This is a genomic window from Formosa sp. L2A11 (assembly GCF_009796865.1).
Lineage (GTDB): Bacteria > Bacteroidota > Bacteroidia > Flavobacteriales > Flavobacteriaceae > Formosa.
The window spans coordinates 1,465,509-1,484,661 of record NZ_CP047028.1; the positions used below are offsets into that span (position 1 = coordinate 1,465,509).

13 protein-coding genes are annotated in these 19,153 nt (G+C 32.4%); 9 read left to right on the plus strand and 4 right to left on the minus strand.

What is annotated here, in order from left to right:
* From GQR95_RS06380 to GQR95_RS06390, 3 genes are read right to left on the minus strand one after another with little or no spacing between them, the layout of a single operon-like run.
* On the minus strand, window positions 1-972 hold the full coding sequence (locus GQR95_RS06380; protein WP_159022375.1) for a succinylglutamate desuccinylase/aspartoacylase family protein: 972 nt from the start codon (window positions 970-972) through the stop codon (window positions 1-3).
* 3 nt (window positions 973-975) lie between these two features.
* Complete coding sequence (gene rimK / locus GQR95_RS06385) at window positions 976-1,854, minus strand: 30S ribosomal protein S6--L-glutamate ligase (protein ID WP_159022376.1); 879 nt, start codon at window positions 1,852-1,854, stop codon at window positions 976-978.
* Window positions 1,854-2,276, minus strand: coding sequence for a RimK/LysX family protein (locus tag GQR95_RS06390; protein WP_159022377.1), 423 nt, complete (start codon window positions 2,274-2,276; stop codon window positions 1,854-1,856). Before GQR95_RS06390 ends, rimK begins: the two co-directional genes overlap by 1 nt.
* Before the next feature lie 111 nt (window positions 2,277-2,387).
* On the opposite strand from GQR95_RS06390, the gene uvrC reads away from it, so the two are divergent.
* From uvrC to GQR95_RS06430, 8 genes are all read left to right on the plus strand, one after another.
* Window positions 2,388-4,181 (plus strand): excinuclease ABC subunit UvrC, encoded by a 1,794-nt coding sequence (uvrC, locus tag GQR95_RS06395; protein ID WP_159022378.1) that lies wholly within the window; start codon window positions 2,388-2,390, stop codon window positions 4,179-4,181.
* 37 nt (window positions 4,182-4,218) lie between these two features.
* Window positions 4,219-6,414, plus strand: coding sequence for a patatin-like phospholipase family protein (locus GQR95_RS06400; protein ID WP_233266014.1), 2,196 nt, complete (start codon window positions 4,219-4,221; stop codon window positions 6,412-6,414).
* Window positions 6,415-6,638: 224 nt separating this feature from the next.
* Window positions 6,639-7,424, plus strand: coding sequence for a DUF3108 domain-containing protein (locus GQR95_RS06405; protein ID WP_159022380.1), 786 nt, complete (start codon window positions 6,639-6,641; stop codon window positions 7,422-7,424).
* A gap of 390 nt (window positions 7,425-7,814) precedes the next feature.
* Window positions 7,815-9,125 carry a peptidoglycan DD-metalloendopeptidase family protein gene (locus GQR95_RS06410; RefSeq protein WP_159022381.1) on the plus strand — a complete coding sequence of 437 codons (1,311 nt, stop codon included), beginning with the start codon at window positions 7,815-7,817 and terminating at the stop codon, window positions 9,123-9,125.
* 2 nt (window positions 9,126-9,127) lie between these two features.
* Window positions 9,128-10,774, plus strand: coding sequence for a glucose-6-phosphate isomerase (gene pgi, locus GQR95_RS06415; RefSeq protein WP_159022382.1), 1,647 nt, complete (start codon window positions 9,128-9,130; stop codon window positions 10,772-10,774).
* Window positions 10,775-10,933: 159 nt separating this feature from the next.
* Window positions 10,934-13,483 carry a TonB-dependent receptor domain-containing protein gene (locus GQR95_RS06420; RefSeq protein ID WP_159022383.1) on the plus strand — a complete coding sequence of 850 codons (2,550 nt, stop codon included), beginning with the start codon at window positions 10,934-10,936 and terminating at the stop codon, window positions 13,481-13,483.
* Between the two features lie 11 nt (window positions 13,484-13,494).
* Window positions 13,495-14,634: a hypothetical protein gene (locus GQR95_RS06425; protein WP_159022384.1), complete on the plus strand. Its 1,140-nt coding sequence runs from the start codon at window positions 13,495-13,497 to the stop codon at window positions 14,632-14,634.
* A 101-nt stretch (window positions 14,635-14,735) separates the two neighbouring features.
* Window positions 14,736-15,179, plus strand: a complete 444-nt coding sequence (locus GQR95_RS06430) for a hypothetical protein (RefSeq protein ID WP_159022385.1) — start codon at window positions 14,736-14,738, stop codon at window positions 15,177-15,179.
* Between the two features lie 34 nt (window positions 15,180-15,213).
* On the opposite strand, the gene GQR95_RS06435 is transcribed toward GQR95_RS06430, so the two are convergent.
* The gene (locus GQR95_RS06435) at window positions 15,214-16,224 is read right to left on the minus strand and encodes an endonuclease/exonuclease/phosphatase family protein (protein ID WP_370514536.1); all 1,011 of its coding nucleotides are present in this window, start codon (window positions 16,222-16,224) and stop codon (window positions 15,214-15,216) included.
* 147 nt (window positions 16,225-16,371) lie between these two features.
* On the opposite strand from GQR95_RS06435, the gene GQR95_RS06440 reads away from it, so the two are divergent.
* A complete protein-coding gene (locus tag GQR95_RS06440; protein WP_159022387.1) occupies window positions 16,372-19,134 on the plus strand; it encodes a carboxypeptidase regulatory-like domain-containing protein in 2,763 nt (920 codons plus the stop codon).
* Window positions 19,135-19,153 lie beyond the last annotated feature (19 nt).

The window sequence follows — 19,153 nt, forward strand, 5'->3', positions numbered from 1 at the left end:
TTATTGTTTCAGTTTTCTTGTAATATGAAAAAGAGCATCGCCTTGGTACACAATCGGAGATTCGTTTACATTAATAATATATCCGCTTATTTCAGCTTTCACAAAATCATTAAATTTCCCATAAGGATCGGTAATGTTTCCTAAAATATCTCCTTTTTTTACTTTAGCAGACATTAAATCTAAAGTAGGTCTAAATAATCCAGAATAGTTTGCGCGTTGCCATCTGCTTTCTAAAATAAAAACACAAGGTTTCTTTGGCGGAGAGACTTTAAATTTTGTGTTTAGCATATTTAAGTGCGATAAAACACGCTTTGCTCCATTAACACCCGTTAATGTTACATTGGCATCTAAGTGAATAGATTTTCCGCCTTCAAAAAGCAACATAGGGATGCCTAATTTAGAGCACGTATAACGAAAGGATTTACTTAATGTTTTAGAATACATAACAAAAGGAGCACCGAAAGACCGGGCTAATTTATCTAATTCTAAATTATTTTTTTCAATTCTAATTTGTGGAGCATTAAAACGTCCTGCGCCTCCTGTATGGAAATCGACTACATAATCTACAGAAGGAATTACTTCTTCAATTAATTTGTAAGCTACTTGGCTAGCAAGCGAACCATTTTCACTTCCAGGGAAAACACGGTTTAAATCGCGGCCATCAGGAAATTCTCGTTTTAAGTTTATAAATCCAAAAATGTTAATCACAGGAATACAAATAATAGTTCCGCATTTGGGTTTATTAATGCCTTTAGCTATAATTTGTCTTACTATATCTACGCCATTAACTTCGTCTCCATGTATTCCAGCTGTAAATAAAACGGTTGGTCCTGGGCGTTTAGAGCGTTCTATAAAAACAGGGACATCTACACTGGAAGAGGTGTGTAAGTTGGCAACATCAAAACTGATTTCTGCACTTTCTCCTGGGAGAATTTTTTTACCTAAAACGTGTAAAATTTCCTTATTTATCATGCATTATTTTTTTGCATTACGCTCTATAAACGTAATGATGTTTTTTGCAATATTTTTACCTGTAGCAGCTTCTATGCCTTCTAATCCTGGGGTAGAATTTACTTCTAAAAGTAATGGACCACGAGACGATTGTAACATATCTACACCACAAACAGGAAGTTTTAATGCCGAGGCCGCATTTATAGCTAATTTTAATTCTGCTTCATCTAATTTTATAATGTTTGCAGAACCACCACGGTGTAAGTTAGATCTAAATTCTCCTTCTTTTCCTTGGCGTTTCATTGCTCCAACCACTTGCCCGTCTACAATTAAAGCACGTAAATCGGCACCGTTTGCTTCTTTAATAAACTCTTGTACAATAACACGAGCTTGTAACCCATTAAAGGCTTCAAGTACAGATTCTGCTGCATTTTTAGTTTCGGCTAAAACCACACCTAAACCTTGAGTACCTTCTAGTAATTTAATAATTACAGGAGTTCCTCCAACATGGTTTATTACTTCTTCTACATCTCTAGAATAATTTGTAAATACCGTTTTTGGCATACCAATTCCTGCTTTACTAAGGCGTTGTAAAGATCTTAATTTGTCTCTAGAACGTTGTATAGCGTCTGAAGTAACAATGGTAAATACATTCATCATCTCGAACTGGCGTACTACAGCGCACCCATAAAAGGTAACCGAAGCACCCACGCGTGGGATAATAGCATCTACATAATCTAGGTAACGGTTTTTATAGAAAATGGTTGGCTTTTCTTTTTCTATAATAATGTCGCATTTTAGTGGATCGATAACTTCTATTTTGTGTCCACGTTTTTCTCCTTCTTCAACTAATCTGTCTGTGGAGTAAAGTTCTGCGTTTCTCGATAAAATTACAATATTCATTAGCTTTTTAAATTAAATGATAAGTTTTGAAGATCTACATCGACTAGAAATTTTCGTTTTAAAAATTGTCTTCCAATAAGTACAGGGAATCTCATATCGTCTCTTGTGCTTAAAGTTAAGTTTATCTTATGTGTTTTACCAAAAATTATGACTTCAGATTTTATTTTATATCTATTTTCTTTTATGCCATTACTACTTTTTACGTTTGTAAACGTATATTCTGTAAAGACAACTTCTTCACTACTAAAATTAGGGTGACCTTTACTGTAAAATATACAATGTAAGGTGTTATTTTCTTCTTTAATTTCGGAACAATGTATGGCAGAAGTATAAGCTCCTGTATCTATTTTTACATCTATATTAAACAAATCTAATTTAGGAAAATCAAATTTATCTACCCGACCTATATATTGTTTGTCCATCTTGGTGTTAAAGTGCGAAAGATATTTAATGTTGAATAAAAAGCAACATATTATATGCTAAATTTTATACAATGAAAATAGGTTTTAATATTGTTGTAGTATATTTGATTTATGGATGAAAACGCTTTACAAATTAAGCTAAAAACTTTGCCTAGTTCGCCTGGCGTGTATCAGTATTTTGATGCCAATGGGACTATAATTTATGTTGGAAAAGCAAAGAATTTAAAGAAGCGCGTATCGTCTTATTTTACAAAAACGCACGATAGTGGAAAAACTAGAGTGCTTGTAAAGAAAATAGCAGAGATTAAACATATTGTAGTCGAAACAGAAACAGATGCGTTGTTGTTAGAGAATAATTTAATTAAAAAACACCAACCTCGTTATAATGTACTGCTTAAAGACGATAAAACATATCCTTGGATTTGTATAAAGAAGGAACGTTTTCCGCGTGTGTTTTCTACACGAAGAGTAATAAAAGATGGTTCTGAGTATTTTGGACCATACACAAACTTTAAAACCATACACACGCTTTTAGATTTAATAAAAGGCGTATATCCATTAAGAACATGTAATTACGATTTGTCTGAATCTAAAATAGACTCTGGGAAATATAAAGTTTGTTTAGAATATCATTTAGGGAATTGTAAAGGACCTTGTGAAGATTATGAAACTATTGAAGAATACGATAAAAACATTATCGCAATCCGAGAAATTTTAAAAGGAAACTTTAAAGATTCTTTACATCAGTTTAAAAGCCAGATGAAACAATTGGCAGCCGATTTACATTTTGAGGAAGCCCAAAAAGTTAAAGAAAAGATAGAGGTTTTAGAAAATTATCAGGCAAAATCTACAATTGTAAATCCTAAAATAAGCAATGTAGATGTGTTTTCTATTATGAGCGATGAAGGTTTTGGTTATGTTAATTTTCTTCAGTTATCCTATGGTTCTATTATTCGTTCTCATACTTTAGAAGTTAAGAAAAAACTTGATGAAACCGATAAGCATTTATTAGAATTAGCGATTACAGAAATTCGTCAGCGTTTTAATTCTAATTCAAAAGAAATATATGTACCTTTTAAAGTAAGTTTAGGAGAAGATGTTAGGGTGACGGTTCCGCAATTAGGAGATAAAAAACGCATTTTAGACTTGTCGTTACGTAATGCAAAATATTACCGCATGGAGCGTTTTAAGCAAATTAAAATTACAGATCCAGATCGGCATGTAAATCGCATTATGGCACAAATGAAAACAGATTTGCGTTTACATGAAGAACCGCGACATATAGAATGTTTTGATAACTCGAATATTCAAGGAACAAACCCCGTTGCAGCTTGTGTGGTTTTTAAAGATGGTAAACCTAGTAAAAAAGATTATAGACATTTTAATATAAAAACCGTTATAGGCCCAGATGATTTTGCATCTATGGAAGAAGTGGTTTTTAGACGCTACAAGCGTTTATTAGAAGAACAGCAACCTTTACCGCAACTTATAATTATAGATGGAGGAAAAGGGCAATTGTCTTCTGCTTTAAATGCTTTAGGAGATTTAGGTTTACGTGGAAAAATTGCAATAATTGGTATTGCAAAGCGTTTAGAAGAATTGTTCTATCCGGACGATCCTATACCGCTGTATTTAGATAAGAAAAGTGAAACCCTAAAAATTATTCAGCAGCTTAGAAACGAAGCACATAGATTTGGTATAGAACACCATAGAAATAGGCGTAGTAAAGGGGCTCTGAATACAGAATTAGAAACCATTCCTGGTATTGGAGAAAAAACAATTGTAGAATTATTAAGTCATTTTAAATCTGTAAAACGAATTTCTAATGCATCTTTAAAAGATTTAGAAGCTGTGGTAGGTTTCTCTAGGGCAAATAAAATTTTTAATCATTATCATACCTCATAATTACATGCGCGTAATTTTATTTTTTAGTATTATTTTTATGAGTGTTTTTGTTCATGCTCAAGAACAAAAAAGCCCATCTGTTAAGGATGTAAAAGTTGGACTTGTTTTAAGTGGTGGCGGGGCAAAAGGATTAGCACACATTGGAGTACTTAAGGTTTTAGATAGTTTAGGTGTTCGTGTAGATTATGTTGCGGGAACAAGCATGGGTGCTATTATAGGGTCGCTTTATGCTTCTGGGTATTCTGGAATAGAAATAGATTCTATTTTTAAAACTATAAATTTCGATAATATTATTATTGATAATATTCCGCGTGAAGCCAAAACGTTTTACGAACGAGAAAATTCTGAACGTTATGCTTTAACCTTGCCGTTCGATGGTTTTAAACTGCGTTTGCCAACCGCATTATCTCGCGGACAAAATACATTTAATTTGCTGTCTGAACTTACGCTGCATGTAAAAGATATTTCCGATTTTAGTAAGTTGCCTGTTCCGTTTTTCTGTATGACTACAAATATAGAAACCGGTAAAGCAGTGCAGTTGGGGCATGGTAATTTGGCTCAAGCCGTTATGGCAAGTGGCGCTTTGCCAACATTATTTCAGCCCGTTAATATAGATGGTGAATTGTATATAGATGGTGGTGTAATTAATAATTATCCTTTAGACGAAATGAAGGCTAAAGGCGTAGATTTAATTATAGGAGTAGATGTTCAGGATGAATTATCTAAAGGGAAGGACTTAAAATCTGCTACAGAAATTTTATATCAAATTCAGAATTATAAAACGCTTAGTGATATGGTTCAGAAAGTTAAAAACACAGATGTTTATATAAAACCAGATATTACAAATTTTAATGTTGTTTCTTTTGATGAAGGTGAAGAAATTATACACAATGGCGATTTAGCTGCAAATAAGCATATAGAAGAATTAAAAGATATAGTAAAAAAACAGCGTACTCATTTTGTAAAAAAACCACAAATAAAACATCTAGATTCTATTTCTATTAATAGTATTCAGGTTAATGGTAACAATAACTATTCTCGAGCTTATGTTTTAGGAAAATTAAAATTAAAGAGTAATTCGTATGTTAGTTATAAAGACTTTTCTGATGGCGTAAACAACTTAGTCGCAACCAATAACTTCGATAATTTTACTTACGATTTAAAACCAGATAAAAGAAAACAAGGCTACGATTTAATTACAAATGTTACAGAAAGCGATAAGAAAACGGCGCTTAAATTGGCTTTACATTACGACGATTTGTATAAGAGTGCAGCCTTGGTAAATATAACGACTAAGCATCTTTTAACAGATAGTGATGTGATGTCTTTCGATCTTATTTTAGGAGATAATTTGCGTTATAATTTTGAGTATTATATAGATAAAGGGTTTTATTGGAGCATAGGTTTGCGGTCTCGATATAATCAGTTTAATAAAAATGTTGCTGCAGATATACTTTTAAGGGAAGACCTTGGGGTGAATAAGATCGATGTAGAGTTAAAAGATCTTACCAATCAATTTTATATCCAGACTCAGTTTTTAAGTGATATGGTGCTTAGTTTGGGGGCAGAACATAAGTATTTAAAAGTCTCTTCTGAAACAATTGTAGAAACACCAGAATCGTCAGAAAGTACGTTTGAAAATAGAAACTATTTTAGTGGTTTTGCAAAGATGAATTATGATTCTTACGATAATAAATACTTTCCAAAATCGGGATTTTATTTTAATGGAGATTTTCATTTGTATTTTTATGGTTCTGATGGCGATGCAGATTTCGGTCAATTCTCTATTGCGAAAGCAGATATTGGTTATGCATTTAAAATAAGTAATAAATTTTCTGTAAGTATTTTATCTGAAGGTGGGTTTAGTATAGGAGGTTACGAGAGTCCGTTTTTAAATTTCGCCATAGGTGGATATGGAGGGAATTTAATTAATAATATTAAAAGTTTTTATGGTTACGATTGGTTGTCTGTTTCCGGAGATGGCTTTGTAAAAAGTACCTTTAAAATAGATTATGAGTTTTCAAAAAATCATCATCTTATAGCTGCTGCAAATTATGCGAATATAGAAGATGGTCTTTTCGATTCAGGAGAGTGGATTACGTCTCCAGATTATTCTGGTTACGCGCTTGGCTATGGCTGGGATTCTTTCTTAGGCCCGGTAGAAGCTACTTATTCGTTTTCTCCAGAAACTAATTCAAGTATTTGGTTTTTTAATATCGGATTTTGGTTCTAGCTGTTGCTAATTAATTCAAAAAGAAGTATTTTAATATGTTTCCAGAATCTTAGTAAATAATAAAAATTGACTTAACACATATATAATGATTTAAAAACAAAAAGACTATTGCTAATTTCTATGGAGTTTTTTTTCTTTTAATATATTTGGAATAGAAATTGTTATTAGATGGTTCAAGAACAACTAAAACAGCAGAACCTTTAGTTGCAATTAAGAAAACAAATATGAAAAAATTTTATATCATTTTATTTCTAATTAGTAGTACTACGCTTAATCTTAAGGCGCAGAACAAAAGTGCTTTTGATGCGGGAGAATGGTTTAAATTTGAAATGAGTTATAGTGGTTTTTTTAAGGCTGGTTATACCACTATAGAAGTAAAAGATAATTATTATAAAGGTACGCCTGTATATCATATAATTGGAAAAGGTTGGACTACTGGTGCTATAAAATGGTTTTTTAAGGTTGAAGATCGCTATGAAACCTACATTGATAAAAAAGATAATTCTCCGTATAAGTTTGTTAGAAAGATAGACGAGGGTGGGCACACTAAAAATATAGAAATAGAGTTCGATAAATCTCAGAATAAAGCCTTTGTACACAATAAAAAAAAGAATACACGTAAAACCATAAACACAAAGTCTGATGTTCAGGATATGGTATCTACATTCTATTATTTACGAAATAAACTCGATATTAAAAGTCTTAAAAAGAATGACGAGATAAGTGTAAATATGTTTTTCGATGAAGAAAACTATCCTTTCAGGTTAAAGTATTTGGGAGAAGAAATTATAGAAACCGAGTTTGGTAATATTGCATCTTTAAAATTTAGGCCCTATGTAATGGCAGGTCGTGTGTTTAAAGAAGAAGAAAGCTTGACACTTTGGGTGTCTAACGATGAAAATAAATTACCATTACGAGTAAAAGCAGATTTAGCTGTTGGGTCTTTACGTGCAGATTTAACGGCTTTTAAAGGTCTCATTCATCCGTTTAAGATTATAGCAAAACCATAATTAGAAACACTTTTTTTGATTTCTAAATTCAAAAAAACAAAGACTTCCTGAATAAAATAATTTAACGTTAGGCTAAATATAGCTGCTAGATGTGTTCTTTTTAGACGCAACTTTAAATAGATGGTGGTAAAGTGCTTAAATCATGTGCTTGGTCTGTATATTAACATTTTTTGGGGACTATAACCATGATGAATTTATTAATTTAGCGAAATTATAAAATAGGCATAATCTTTGTCCAATATTTTTGCTATTGTTTAAGGAAGAAAAGAACAATATAGGTTATTAAATATTGTGTTTAAAAGGACATTAGGTTTAGCCTGAATTTTGAAGAGTAGTAAGGCTCAATTCAAAAAAAAAATCAAATTAAAAGAAAAATATTTTTCCAGATTTATGGACCAAACAAGAATGAGAAGATTGGTGAAGGGGTGTGCAATTATTTTTGCAGTTTCACTAGGGTTAACAAGTTGTAAAGATAAACCTAAACAAGAATTAGAAACAGATTTAGCTATAGCGGAAAATATAGCAGAACCTGATGTTTATGAATTTGGTTTTAATTTAAACGACTTTATTGTAAAACGTGATACTGTTAAATCTGGAGATAGTTTCGGTCAGATTTTAGAACGTAATAATATTGGGTTTTCTAAAATTTATAAAATTGCAGAAAAAACTAGAGATAGTTTCGATATTAGAAAAATTCAAATAGGAAAGCCTTACACTTTACTTTGTGCCAAAGATTCTTTAGAAACACCTAAGTGTTTCATTTATCAGCCAAACAAAGAAGAATATGTTGTGGTGAACTTCCAAGATTCCATTCATGCTTATACAAGCAGAAAACCTATTAAATACGTAGAAAAGGAATACTCTGGAATTATTAAGAGTAATATTTCTCAGACATTAGCAGACGATGGTTTAAGTTTAATTTTAGCATATAAAATGTCTGACATTTATGCTTGGACTATAGATTTTACAAGACTTCAAAAAGGAGATCGTTTTAAAGTTATTTATACAGATAAATATATAGACGACACTATTTATGCCGGAATAGAAAAAATAAAAGCAGCTTATTTTCTGCACAATACAGAGCCTTTTTATGCTTTTGAATATGAAACAGATACCGTTAATGGTACTGTAGATTTTTATAACGAAGAAGCTAAAACATTACGACGTGCATTTTTAAAAGCTCCAGTAGAGTATAAGCGTATTTCGTCTCGTTTTAATTTAAATAGAAAACTTGCATTGTATGGTAACAGAGTGCGCGCACATAAAGGAACAGACTTTGCTGCTAGTATTGGAACCCCAATTGTAGCTACCGCAAATGGAGTCGTAACTAAATCTAGTTATACCGGAGGAAATGGAAATTATGTAAAAATTCGTCATAATAAAGTTTACGAAACACAATACCTTCATATGCAAAAACGAAAAGTTAAAGTTGGCGATTTTGTGAAACAAGGAGATGTTATAGGCTGGGTTGGTATGACAGGACATACAACCGGACCGCATGTGTGTTACCGTTTCTGGAAAAATGGCGTGCAAGTAGATCCGTTTAAGCAAAAATTACCAGCGGCCGAACCGATTTCTGAAGACTTAAAAGACAATTATTTACAGTATATTAAACCTATCAAAATTCAGATGGATGCAATTCCTTTATTAGAAGGAAACAAACTAGAAGAAGAACAAAATTTAATAACACAAGCATATTAATTATGGCATTACCAACAATTAACCCAACAACAACCAAAGCTTGGAAAAATCTTCAAAAACATTTTGAAGATGTTCAAGATACACACATGAAAGATTTATTTGCTAACGACCCAGATCGCGCAAGTAAAAACACCATTATATGGGAAGACTTTTTTGTAGATTTTTCAAAGAATAGAATTACAGAAGAGACCATGAAGCATTTGCTAGCATTAGCAGATGAGGTGAAGCTGAAAGATGCTATGAAAAGTTATTTTTCTGGAGATGTTATTAACGAAACAGAAGGACGAGCTGTATTACATACGGCATTAAGAGCGCCTAAATCTGCTAAAGTTATGGTAGATGGTGAAAATGTAATGCCAGAAATATATCGTGTTAAAGCAGAAATTGAAACCTTTACTAATAAGGTAGTAAATGGAGAATTAAAAGGATTTACAGGAAAAGCCTTTACAGATGTTGTAAATATTGGTATTGGAGGTTCTGATCTTGGTCCTGCTATGGTTGTAGAGTCTTTACAGTATTATAAAAACCAATTAACTACGCATTTTGTAAGTAATGTAGATGGAGACCATGTAAATGAAGTTATTAAAGTTTTAGATCCAGAAACAACTTTATTTGTAATTGTATCTAAAACATTTACAACTCAAGAAACGTTATCTAACGCAAATACATTACGTACTTGGTTTTTAGAACATGCCAATCAAGAAGCTGTAGCAAGTCATTTCGTGGCTGTATCTACTAATATCGAGAAAGTAAAAGCATTCGGAATTAACGAAGCAAATATCTTTCCTATGTGGAACTGGGTTGGTGGTCGTTTCTCTTTATGGAGTGCGGTTGGTTTAACTATTAGTTTAGCTGTAGGTTATAAAAACTTTGAAAGTTTATTAGAAGGTGCTCACGATATGGACGAGCATTTTAGAACTACAGAATTCGATAAAAATATACCTGTTGTCTTAGCTTTATTAAGCGTTTGGTATAATAATTTCTTTAAATCTGAAAGTGAAGCTGTAATAGGATATAGCCAATACCTAACACAATTTGCTACATATCTTCAACAAGGTATTATGGAAAGTAATGGTAAAAGTGTAGATAGAAATGGAGATCGTGTAAATTACCAAACAGGAACTTTAATATGGGGAGAGCCAGGAACAAATTCTCAACATGCATTTTTTCAATTAATACATCAAGGAACAAAATTAATTCCAGCAGATTTTATTGGATATATAGAACCATTATATGGTAATGCAGATCATCAAGATAAATTAATGTCTAATTTCTTAGCGCAACCCGAAGCGCTTCTTCATGGAAAGACTAAAGAAGAGGTTTTAGCAGAAATGGCTTCTCAAAATTTATCTGAAGCAGAACAATCTAAATTATTACCATTTAAAGTTTTTGAAGGGAATAAACCTACAAATACAATCTTTATTAAGAAGCTTACTCCTGCAAGTTTAGGGAAATTAATAGCCATGTACGAGCATAAAATCTTCGTTCAAGGAGTGATTTGGAACATTTTTAGCTACGATCAGTGGGGTGTAGAGCTAGGAAAACAACTTGCAAATAAAATTTTAAAAGAGTTTGATAGTACTGAAAATTACGAACATGACAGTTCAACTCTTAATCTTTTAAATTATTATAAAAAAGAGCGTCAATAAATTGTAAAGACGCAATATTTACTCTAAAAGTTCTTCGTTTTTTTTATTTGTTAGATTATCAGTACATTGCGTTCTGTTAAAAATCTTAACATTTACGTAATAATAGATTAGTAAATAGGTCTATTTTTGCAGATGTAAAATTAATCTCAAATAACAAAAATGAAGAACGTTACAAAAAACTTATTTTTTGCAATTATTATGGTCTTTAGCACCGTGTCTTTTGCACAAAGTATTGTTACAGGAACTACAGTAGATCCTGATTCCAACTTGCCTTTACCTGGTGTTAACATCGTGGAAAAAGGAACAAAAAATGGTGTTTCAAGTGATTTCGATGGAAATTTTTCATTACAGACAACTAAAACAGATGCTGTAATAGTTATTTCTTACATCGGTTATTTATCTAAAGAAGTTCCTGTTTCAGGAAATGTAGACTTAGGTAAAATTAAATTAGAATCTAGCGAATTTGGTTTAGATGAAGTTCAAATTATTGCTTCTGTAGCAGTAGACAGAAAAACTCCTGTTGCAGTATCTACAATTAGATCAGAAGAGATTGAATTAAAATTAGGAACTCAAGAATTTCCTGAAATTTTAAAATCTACTCCTGGAGTTTACGCAACTAAGTCCGGTGGTGGTTTTGGTGATGGTCGTATTAACTTAAGAGGATTCGAATCAGACAACGTAGCAGTAATGATTAACGGTGTTCCTGTAAACGACATGGAAAACGGTGCTGTATACTGGAGTAACTGGGCAGGTCTTTCTGACGTTACAAGTTCTATGCAAGTACAACGTGGTTTAGGTGCTTCTAAAGTAGCTGTACCTTCAATTGGTGGTACTATTAACATTATATCTAAAACAACAGATATTGAAGAAGGTGGTTCTATAGGTACTTCTGTCGCTAACGATGGATACTTAAAATTTGGAGCAACATACTCTACTGGGTTAATGGATAATGGTTTTGCTGCAACTGTTTCTGCTTACAAAACAGATGGTAATGGTTATGTAGATGGTACAGAATTTAAAGCAGTATCTTATTTCTTAAACGTGTCTAAACAAATTGGTGAAGATCATAAATTATCTTTTACTGCTTTTGGAGCGACTCAACGTCACGGACAAAGACAAAACAGACAATTAATCTCTACATATAGAGCAACAGATAGTGGAAAACGTTTTAACGCAGACTGGGGTTATAAAAATGGTCAGGTAACTCACCAAGAAGATAACTTCTACCACAAACCACAAATATCTTTAAATCACTATTGGAATATATCAGATAAAACAACTTTATCTACTGTATTATATGCATCATTCGGATCTGGTGGTGGAGGAGGTTACTCTGGAACTAACAAATTTGGTCTTGGATCTGATGGAGTTAGTGATTACAGAACTGGATTATATGGTCCTATAGATTTTGATAAAATTGTAGACGAAAACGAAGCTCAAGGAGCTTATGGTTCTGAAACTATTTTAAGAGCTTCTCGTAACGACCACAACTGGTACGGTTTATTATCTACTCTTGATACTGAAATTGGAGAAGATTTCGTAGTAATTGGAGGTTTAGACTTAAGAACTTACAAAGGAATTCACTTTTCTGAAGTTACAGACTTATTAGGAGGTCAATTTTATGCAGATGATGCAGATGTAAACAACCCTAATGCAACTTACAAAGTTGGAGACAAATGGTCTTACTACAATGATGGTTTAGTAAACTGGTTAGGAGTTTTCGGACAAGTAGAATACTCTAAAGACGATCTTTCTGCTTTCGTTTCTATATCAGGATCTAATACATCTTACAAGCGTATCGATTACTTTAACTATTTAGATAGCGATCCAGATCAAGAAACAGACTGGTACGACTTTTTTGGTTACATGGCTAAAGGGGGTGCAAACTACAACTTAACAGACAACCACAATGTGTTTGCTAACATTGGTTACTTCGAAAAAGCTGCTGGTTTTGATGGTGTATTTATTGGTTACGATAACGAAAACATTAATCCAGATGCTGAAAATCAAAAAATCTTTAGTATGGAAGTAGGTTATGGTTACAGATCTCAAAAATTAACTGCTAACATTAACTTATACAGAACAACTTGGGATGATAGAACAGAAACGTATACGTTCAATCAACCAGACGGAACAAGCTCTACTGCTAACCTTTTAGGAGTAAATGCTATTCACCAAGGTATTGAAGTTGATTTCACATACAGACCAACAGATAAATTACGACTTACAGGTATGATGTCTTTAGGAGACTGGAGATGGGATAATAATTTAGAAGGTGTTGAAATCTATGACGAAGAACAAGACTTAATTGATACTGTAGATTTATACATTGAAGATTTACACGTAGGTGATGCTGCTCAAACAACTTTTGCTTTAGGTGCAAACTACAACATCATGGAAAGCACTACTTTAATGTTAGACTTTAACTACTACGATAATTTATATGCTGCTTTTGACCCTAGTGATAGAGGTATAGAAGGTGCTTCAGATGCATGGAAAGTTCCTGCTTACGGTTTATTCGATTTAGGTTTATCTCATAATTTTGATATGGGACCATTCGATGTACGTTTATTAGGAAGAATGAACAATATTTTTAATGTAGAATACGTGTCTGATGCTAATGACGGTGCAGGTTCTTCATCAAATACAGCTCTTGTTTATTATGGTGCAGGTAGAACATTTAGTATTGGAGCTAAGCTTAACTTTTAAAAAAAAATAAAATGAAAAAATTAGTATTTTTATTAGTAGCAGTAGGTGCAATGTTAACAAGTTGTGACCCGCTAGATGATATTTATAGTGACTTAGATAGTGTTGATACTCCAATTGTTGGAAGTGTAGATTATACTTTAGTAAGTGACGATTATGACGATTTAGGGTTAACTTATGGTACATTCGATTCAGATGACCAAGCAAAAGAATTAATTCCTGGATTTTTATCAGACACTTACCCAATTTGGGGAAAAGGATCTTCAGCATTTGTAACTTACGATTTGTATAAATCTAATAGTATCAAATCTACAACTGCTTACACAGTAACAGAAGACGATTACGATACATTAGGATTTAGTTTCGGAAACTTCGATAGTGCAGGAGATATGACAACTTTACTTATGTACAAGTATCCAGATGCTGTAAGAGGTGATTTAGTTGAATTAACTTACTTATACTATGCTTCAGGTTCTACAACAGAAGTAACAAATAGCTTTATCTTATTAGATTCTTGGGAAATGATTACTCAGTTTACTACTGAAGATTATAACGCAATGGATCAAGGTTATGCTAACTTCTCTAGCGAAGATGTTGCAGAATATAATATTTCTATATACTTAAAAACATTATATCCTTATGCTGCGGCAGGAGATGGTGTTGTAACCATGTATGAGTTATATTCAAGTGGTGATTATGAAACAAATTTAATTCCTTATACATTTGATGGTACATCTTGGATAGCAATTTCATCTGTTATTTCTTCAACGTTACAATTTGGTCATGATGGTACAACTTGGGTTCCAGATAATACTATTACTTATACTTTAGTATCTGCAGATTATATTTACATGGGAGCACAATTAATTTCTGAACCAGGTTTTGAAGGACCTGCGGATAGTATGGGATATTACCAAAACTTTGATAGAAGAGAAGGTAATTCTGCTTATTGGAGTGATGATACTTTCGATGTTACTGGTACTGATATTCCAGAAGACATGCTTGCAACAGCAATGGCCATTTTATTAGACAATAATGATCCAACTGCTGAAGATGGTCAAAAATATTTATTAACATACGACATATACAATGGTACAAATACCACTGAAAATGCGGCTATGATTAAAACAGACGGTGCTTGGGTTAGACAATAATTTTTAGCATTAAATTAAATATAAAACCATGTAGAAATACATGGTTTTTTTATGCGGTATAATTGTTTACATTTGTCGCTAATTAAATTAAAAATATTATCATGTATAATGTAATTAGAAATTTACATTCCTATTGGGCATTTTTAGTACTTGCCGTATTAATTATTGCAACAGTAAATAGTATTATTAAATATGCTAGTAAGAAGGAATATGGTCCTAAAGATTTTAGATTGGCTTTATTTACTATAATTGTATCTCATATTCAGTTATTAGTAGGTCTTATTCTATATGTAGTATCTCCTAGAATGGCATTGTTTAGTGAGTTAGGTATGGGAGGAATTATGAAAGATCCTATGAGTAGATTGTATTTAATAGAACATCCGGTTATTAATATTATAGCACTTGTATTTATTACAATGGGCTATTCTAAACATAAAGCGAAATTATCGTCTCACGCAAAATTTAAAACCATTTCTATATTTTATACAATTGGATTAGTACTCTTGTTTTCAAGAATTCCATGGAGTATATGGTTAGGATTATAAATTATAAGCGGCTGTTTAGTCGCTTTTTTTATATTTATTTTTTTGCTCTTATAACATAAATATAGACAGGGAAATGATCGCTATAACCATTTGTGAAACCTTCATATCCAAAACTTCTAAATGGATACCCTTTGTAAGTTCCCGTTTTTGTAATTAAAAACTGTGCGTTAAAAATACCCGCTTTATAAAATCGGTACGAACTAAAATTTGGTTCTAATAAAGGTTTAGTTACTAAAATTTGATCGAAAAGGCTCCATTTGTCTCGATATGCAGTTGTACCAAACCCATTGTTGTAAAGTTGTTCCATGGGGTTATAAATGCCCTTTAATGCTACTTTACGTATATTCTTTTTAGTCTTTAATACCGTTTTAAAGCTTTCGTTGGTTGGATCGTCATTAAAATCTCCCATGCTAATTATTTTGGCATAAGGATTTATAGTTTGTAACGAGTCTATAATATGTTTATTCAGTTTAGCAGCTGCAACACGTTTCGAGTTGCTTTTTGTTTCTCCACCACGTCTAGAAGGCCAATGGTTTACTATTAAATGAATTAAATCGTGCTCTAAAAGTCCGCTAACGACTAATTGGTCTCGAGTATAAATTCGCTTGCCAGTAATTTCATCTTTTAAGTGTAGCACATAACTAGATGTAGCTGTTGGTGTAAAATACTTTTTTTGGTATAGTAAACCAACATCAATACCACGTCTGTCTGGAGAATCGAAGTGTACAATGCCGTAATCATATTTAATAAGTAACTCATTGTTTATAAGATCTTCCAAAACATTATGGTTTTCAACTTCCGAAACACCTAAAATTACAGGCGCATTATTAGTGGTTTCAAAGCCAATTTTAGAAATAACGGTTGCCATGTTTTTTACTTTCATGGCATATACGTCTCCACGGTTTTCTGCTAATTCCATAATCGGACTACTTTCATCAAAAGTTATCGGATTATTTTCAACATCAAATAAGTTTTCAAGATTATAAAAGGCTATAGTGCGTATTGTAAATTCCTTGTCTTGTGCACATAATAATGTAGAATACACTAGGCATATTATGAGATAAATAGGTTTAAAATTAGATTTCATAAATAAAAAAATATACCTAAATATAGGTTTTTATTAATAAAAGGTATAAATTATAACTCCTTAAGTAATTGATAGATAGAAAGTAATAGGTTTTAAGTCAACTCTATGAAAAATTTTATTCTAGCATGTTCCTGTTTTATTTCTTCTTTTCAATGTGTTTTGGCTCAGAGTCAATCCATCTCTGGAAGTGTTAAAGATGCTATATCTTTGCATCCGCTTAGTCATGTTTTAATTCAAATAGAAGGTACTAATTATTCTACTGAAACAGATAGTTTAGGTCGGTTTCAATTAAACAAAATAAATGTTTTCGGAGATTACATTCTTAAACTATCTAAACCGAGTTATGTAAACAAACGGTATCCAATTATTATAAATAATGGAGTTCCACTGCAAATAGACGATATGTTTTTACAATTAGATGTCACTTTAAGCCAAGATGCATTTACTATAGTTTTAACAGATGATGAGTTAAATGACGATACAAGTGCAGCCGATAATATTTCAGGTTTATTACAAGCGTCCAAAGATGTCTTTCAGCGTACTGCCGCATTCGAGTTTAGTAGTTCGTTCTTTAAAATTCGAGGTTTAGATTCTAGTGAAGGCAAACTTTTAATAAATGGTATAGAAATGAACTCGATGTATAACGGGAGAATGCAGTGGAGTAATTGGGGAGGTATAAATGATGTGCTACGAAATCAGGAATTTAGTTATGGTTTAGCAGCTTCTACACTTAGTTTTGGGGGTGTTTTAGGAACTACCAATATGAATACTCGCGCTTCAAAATATCGAGAAGGTGGTCGGGTTACTTATACATCTTCCAATAGAAGTTATTCTAATAGATTAATGGCCAGTTATGCTTCTGGTTTGGTTAAGAATGGTTGGGCGTATGCCATTTCAATTGGCAGGCGTTGGGGAGAAGAAGGATACCAAGATGCCACGTTTTACGATGCTAATTCCTTTTTTGTTTCTGCTGAAAAGAAATTAAGTAAAACACAAAGTTTAAATTTTACTGGATTTTATACGCCTAACAGACGGGGTAAATCGTCTCCTAATACACAAGAAGTTTTCAATTTAAGAGACATTAAATACAACGAATATTGGGGCAGTCAGGATGGCGAAAAGAGAAATTCTAGAGTTAAAGATGTTGCACAGCCCATTTTAATGCTTAATCATTATTGGGATTTAAGTTCGGTAACAGAACTGCAAACAAATATTAGTTATACTTTCGGGAGGCAAGGTCACAGCCGTTTAGATTATCCTGGTGGCGGAAATCCTAGTGCCGCATATTATCAGAAATTACCAAGTTATTATTTAGCAGATGCTTCAGGTCCAGATTATACCAATGCATATCTCGCCGAACAAGAATTTATTAATAATGGACAGTTAGATTGGAACCGTATGTACGATGCTAATGCAACCAATGCCAATCAAGGTATAGAAGCTGCTTTTGTGTTGTATGAAGATCGTATAGATGATAATCAAATCACTATAAATTCTATTTTAAATACAGCGTTTAACGATCATATTTTATTTAGTGGTTCACTGAACTATTCAGCATTAACTTCAAATAATTTTGCAGAAATAAAAGATCTTTTAGGTGCTTCGAATTACTTAAATGTAGATGCTTTTGATGGTTGGCAATACGACTTACAAAATCCAAATAGTCTAGTTGGCAAAGGCGGAAAGATTAAGTATAACTATACCATGCATGCCAATGTTATTTCTGGTTTTGCACAAGCACAGTTTAAATATAAAACTATAGATTACTTTTTATCTATTAATGCAAACCATACTAATTATCAAAGAGACGGATTATTTCAAAATGAAGCTTTTAAAACAAATTCTTTAGGAAAAAGTGAGGCCTTAAGTTTTCTTGGTTATGGTATTAAAGGCGGTTTAACATATAAATTTTCTGCAAAACATGTTCTAGATATTCATGCGGCATATCTTACTGAAGCACCTAATCTTCAAAACTCATTTTCTAATCCTAGAGAGAATAATAATGTTGTGAAAGGGATTTCAGAAGCGCATACAATGGCTTTAGATGTAAATTATATTTACAGATCTCGAATGATAACGTCTAAGTTAACGGGATTTTATATTGATAAAAGAGGAGGTAACGAAATTGGTTTTTATTATGCCGACGGACTTACATCTGCAGGAATCGAGTTTAACGAAACATCTGCTTTTGTACAGGAAGTACTCTATAATGTAAATACACTTCATTTTGGTTTAGAGTTCGGAATAGAAGCAAAATTAACATCAGCTTTTAAGTTAAAAGCAGCGGCCTCTTCTGGACAATACACGTATAATAACAACCCTAATTTATATCTCACATCGTCCAGTTTCGTTACCGAAGATGGGTCTATAAATTTTGGAGCGTCTAATCTTAAAAATTATAAAGTAGCTGGCGGACCACAATCTGCATTTTCTTTCGGATTTGAATATAGCGATCCCGATTATTGGTGGTTTGGTGCAACTATAAATTACATGACTAATACCTATGTAGATGTGAGCCCGCTTACAAGAACATCAAATTTTTATTTAGATGATGACGGTTTACCTTTTTACGATTACGATGAAAGTATTGCAAAACAACTTTTAAAACAAGAGCAATTCGACGATTATTTAGTGGTGAATTTAATAGGAGGCAAGTCTTGGAAGATCGATAAATACTATCTCGGCTTATTTGTAAGCGTTAATAATTTATTAGATAACCTTTATAAAACTGGCGGATTTGAACAAGGTAGAAATGCTAATTACAGAGAGTTGAAAGCCGATAATGAAAACCCAATTCGTGTGTTTGGGCCTAAATATTGGTACGGACGTGGTGCAACGTATTTTGCAAATGTGAATATTAGGTTTTAGTAAATATTAAAATTTTGAA

Coding starts and splice junctions, on each gene's coding strand:
- rimK (WP_159022376.1), bottom strand. CDS start 1,854: ATGAATATTGTAATTTTATCGAGAAACGCAGAACTTTACTCCACAGAC.
- GQR95_RS06430 (WP_159022385.1), top strand. CDS start 14,736: ATGTATAATGTAATTAGAAATTTACATTCCTATTGGGCATTTTTAGTA.
- pgi (WP_159022382.1), top strand. CDS start 9,128: ATGGCATTACCAACAATTAACCCAACAACAACCAAAGCTTGGAAAAAT.
- uvrC (WP_159022378.1), top strand. CDS start 2,388: ATGGATGAAAACGCTTTACAAATTAAGCTAAAAACTTTGCCTAGTTCG.
- GQR95_RS06425 (WP_159022384.1), top strand. CDS start 13,495: ATGAAAAAATTAGTATTTTTATTAGTAGCAGTAGGTGCAATGTTAACA.
- GQR95_RS06400 (WP_233266014.1), top strand. CDS start 4,219: ATGAGTGTTTTTGTTCATGCTCAAGAACAAAAAAGCCCATCTGTTAAG.
- GQR95_RS06390 (WP_159022377.1), bottom strand. CDS start 2,276: ATGGACAAACAATATATAGGTCGGGTAGATAAATTTGATTTTCCTAAA.
- GQR95_RS06440 (WP_159022387.1), top strand. CDS start 16,372: ATGAAAAATTTTATTCTAGCATGTTCCTGTTTTATTTCTTCTTTTCAA.
- GQR95_RS06380 (WP_159022375.1), bottom strand. CDS start 972: ATGATAAATAAGGAAATTTTACACGTTTTAGGTAAAAAAATTCTCCCA.
- GQR95_RS06420 (WP_159022383.1), top strand. CDS start 10,934: ATGAAGAACGTTACAAAAAACTTATTTTTTGCAATTATTATGGTCTTT.
- GQR95_RS06405 (WP_159022380.1), top strand. CDS start 6,639: ATGAAAAAATTTTATATCATTTTATTTCTAATTAGTAGTACTACGCTT.
- GQR95_RS06410 (WP_159022381.1), top strand. CDS start 7,815: ATGGACCAAACAAGAATGAGAAGATTGGTGAAGGGGTGTGCAATTATT.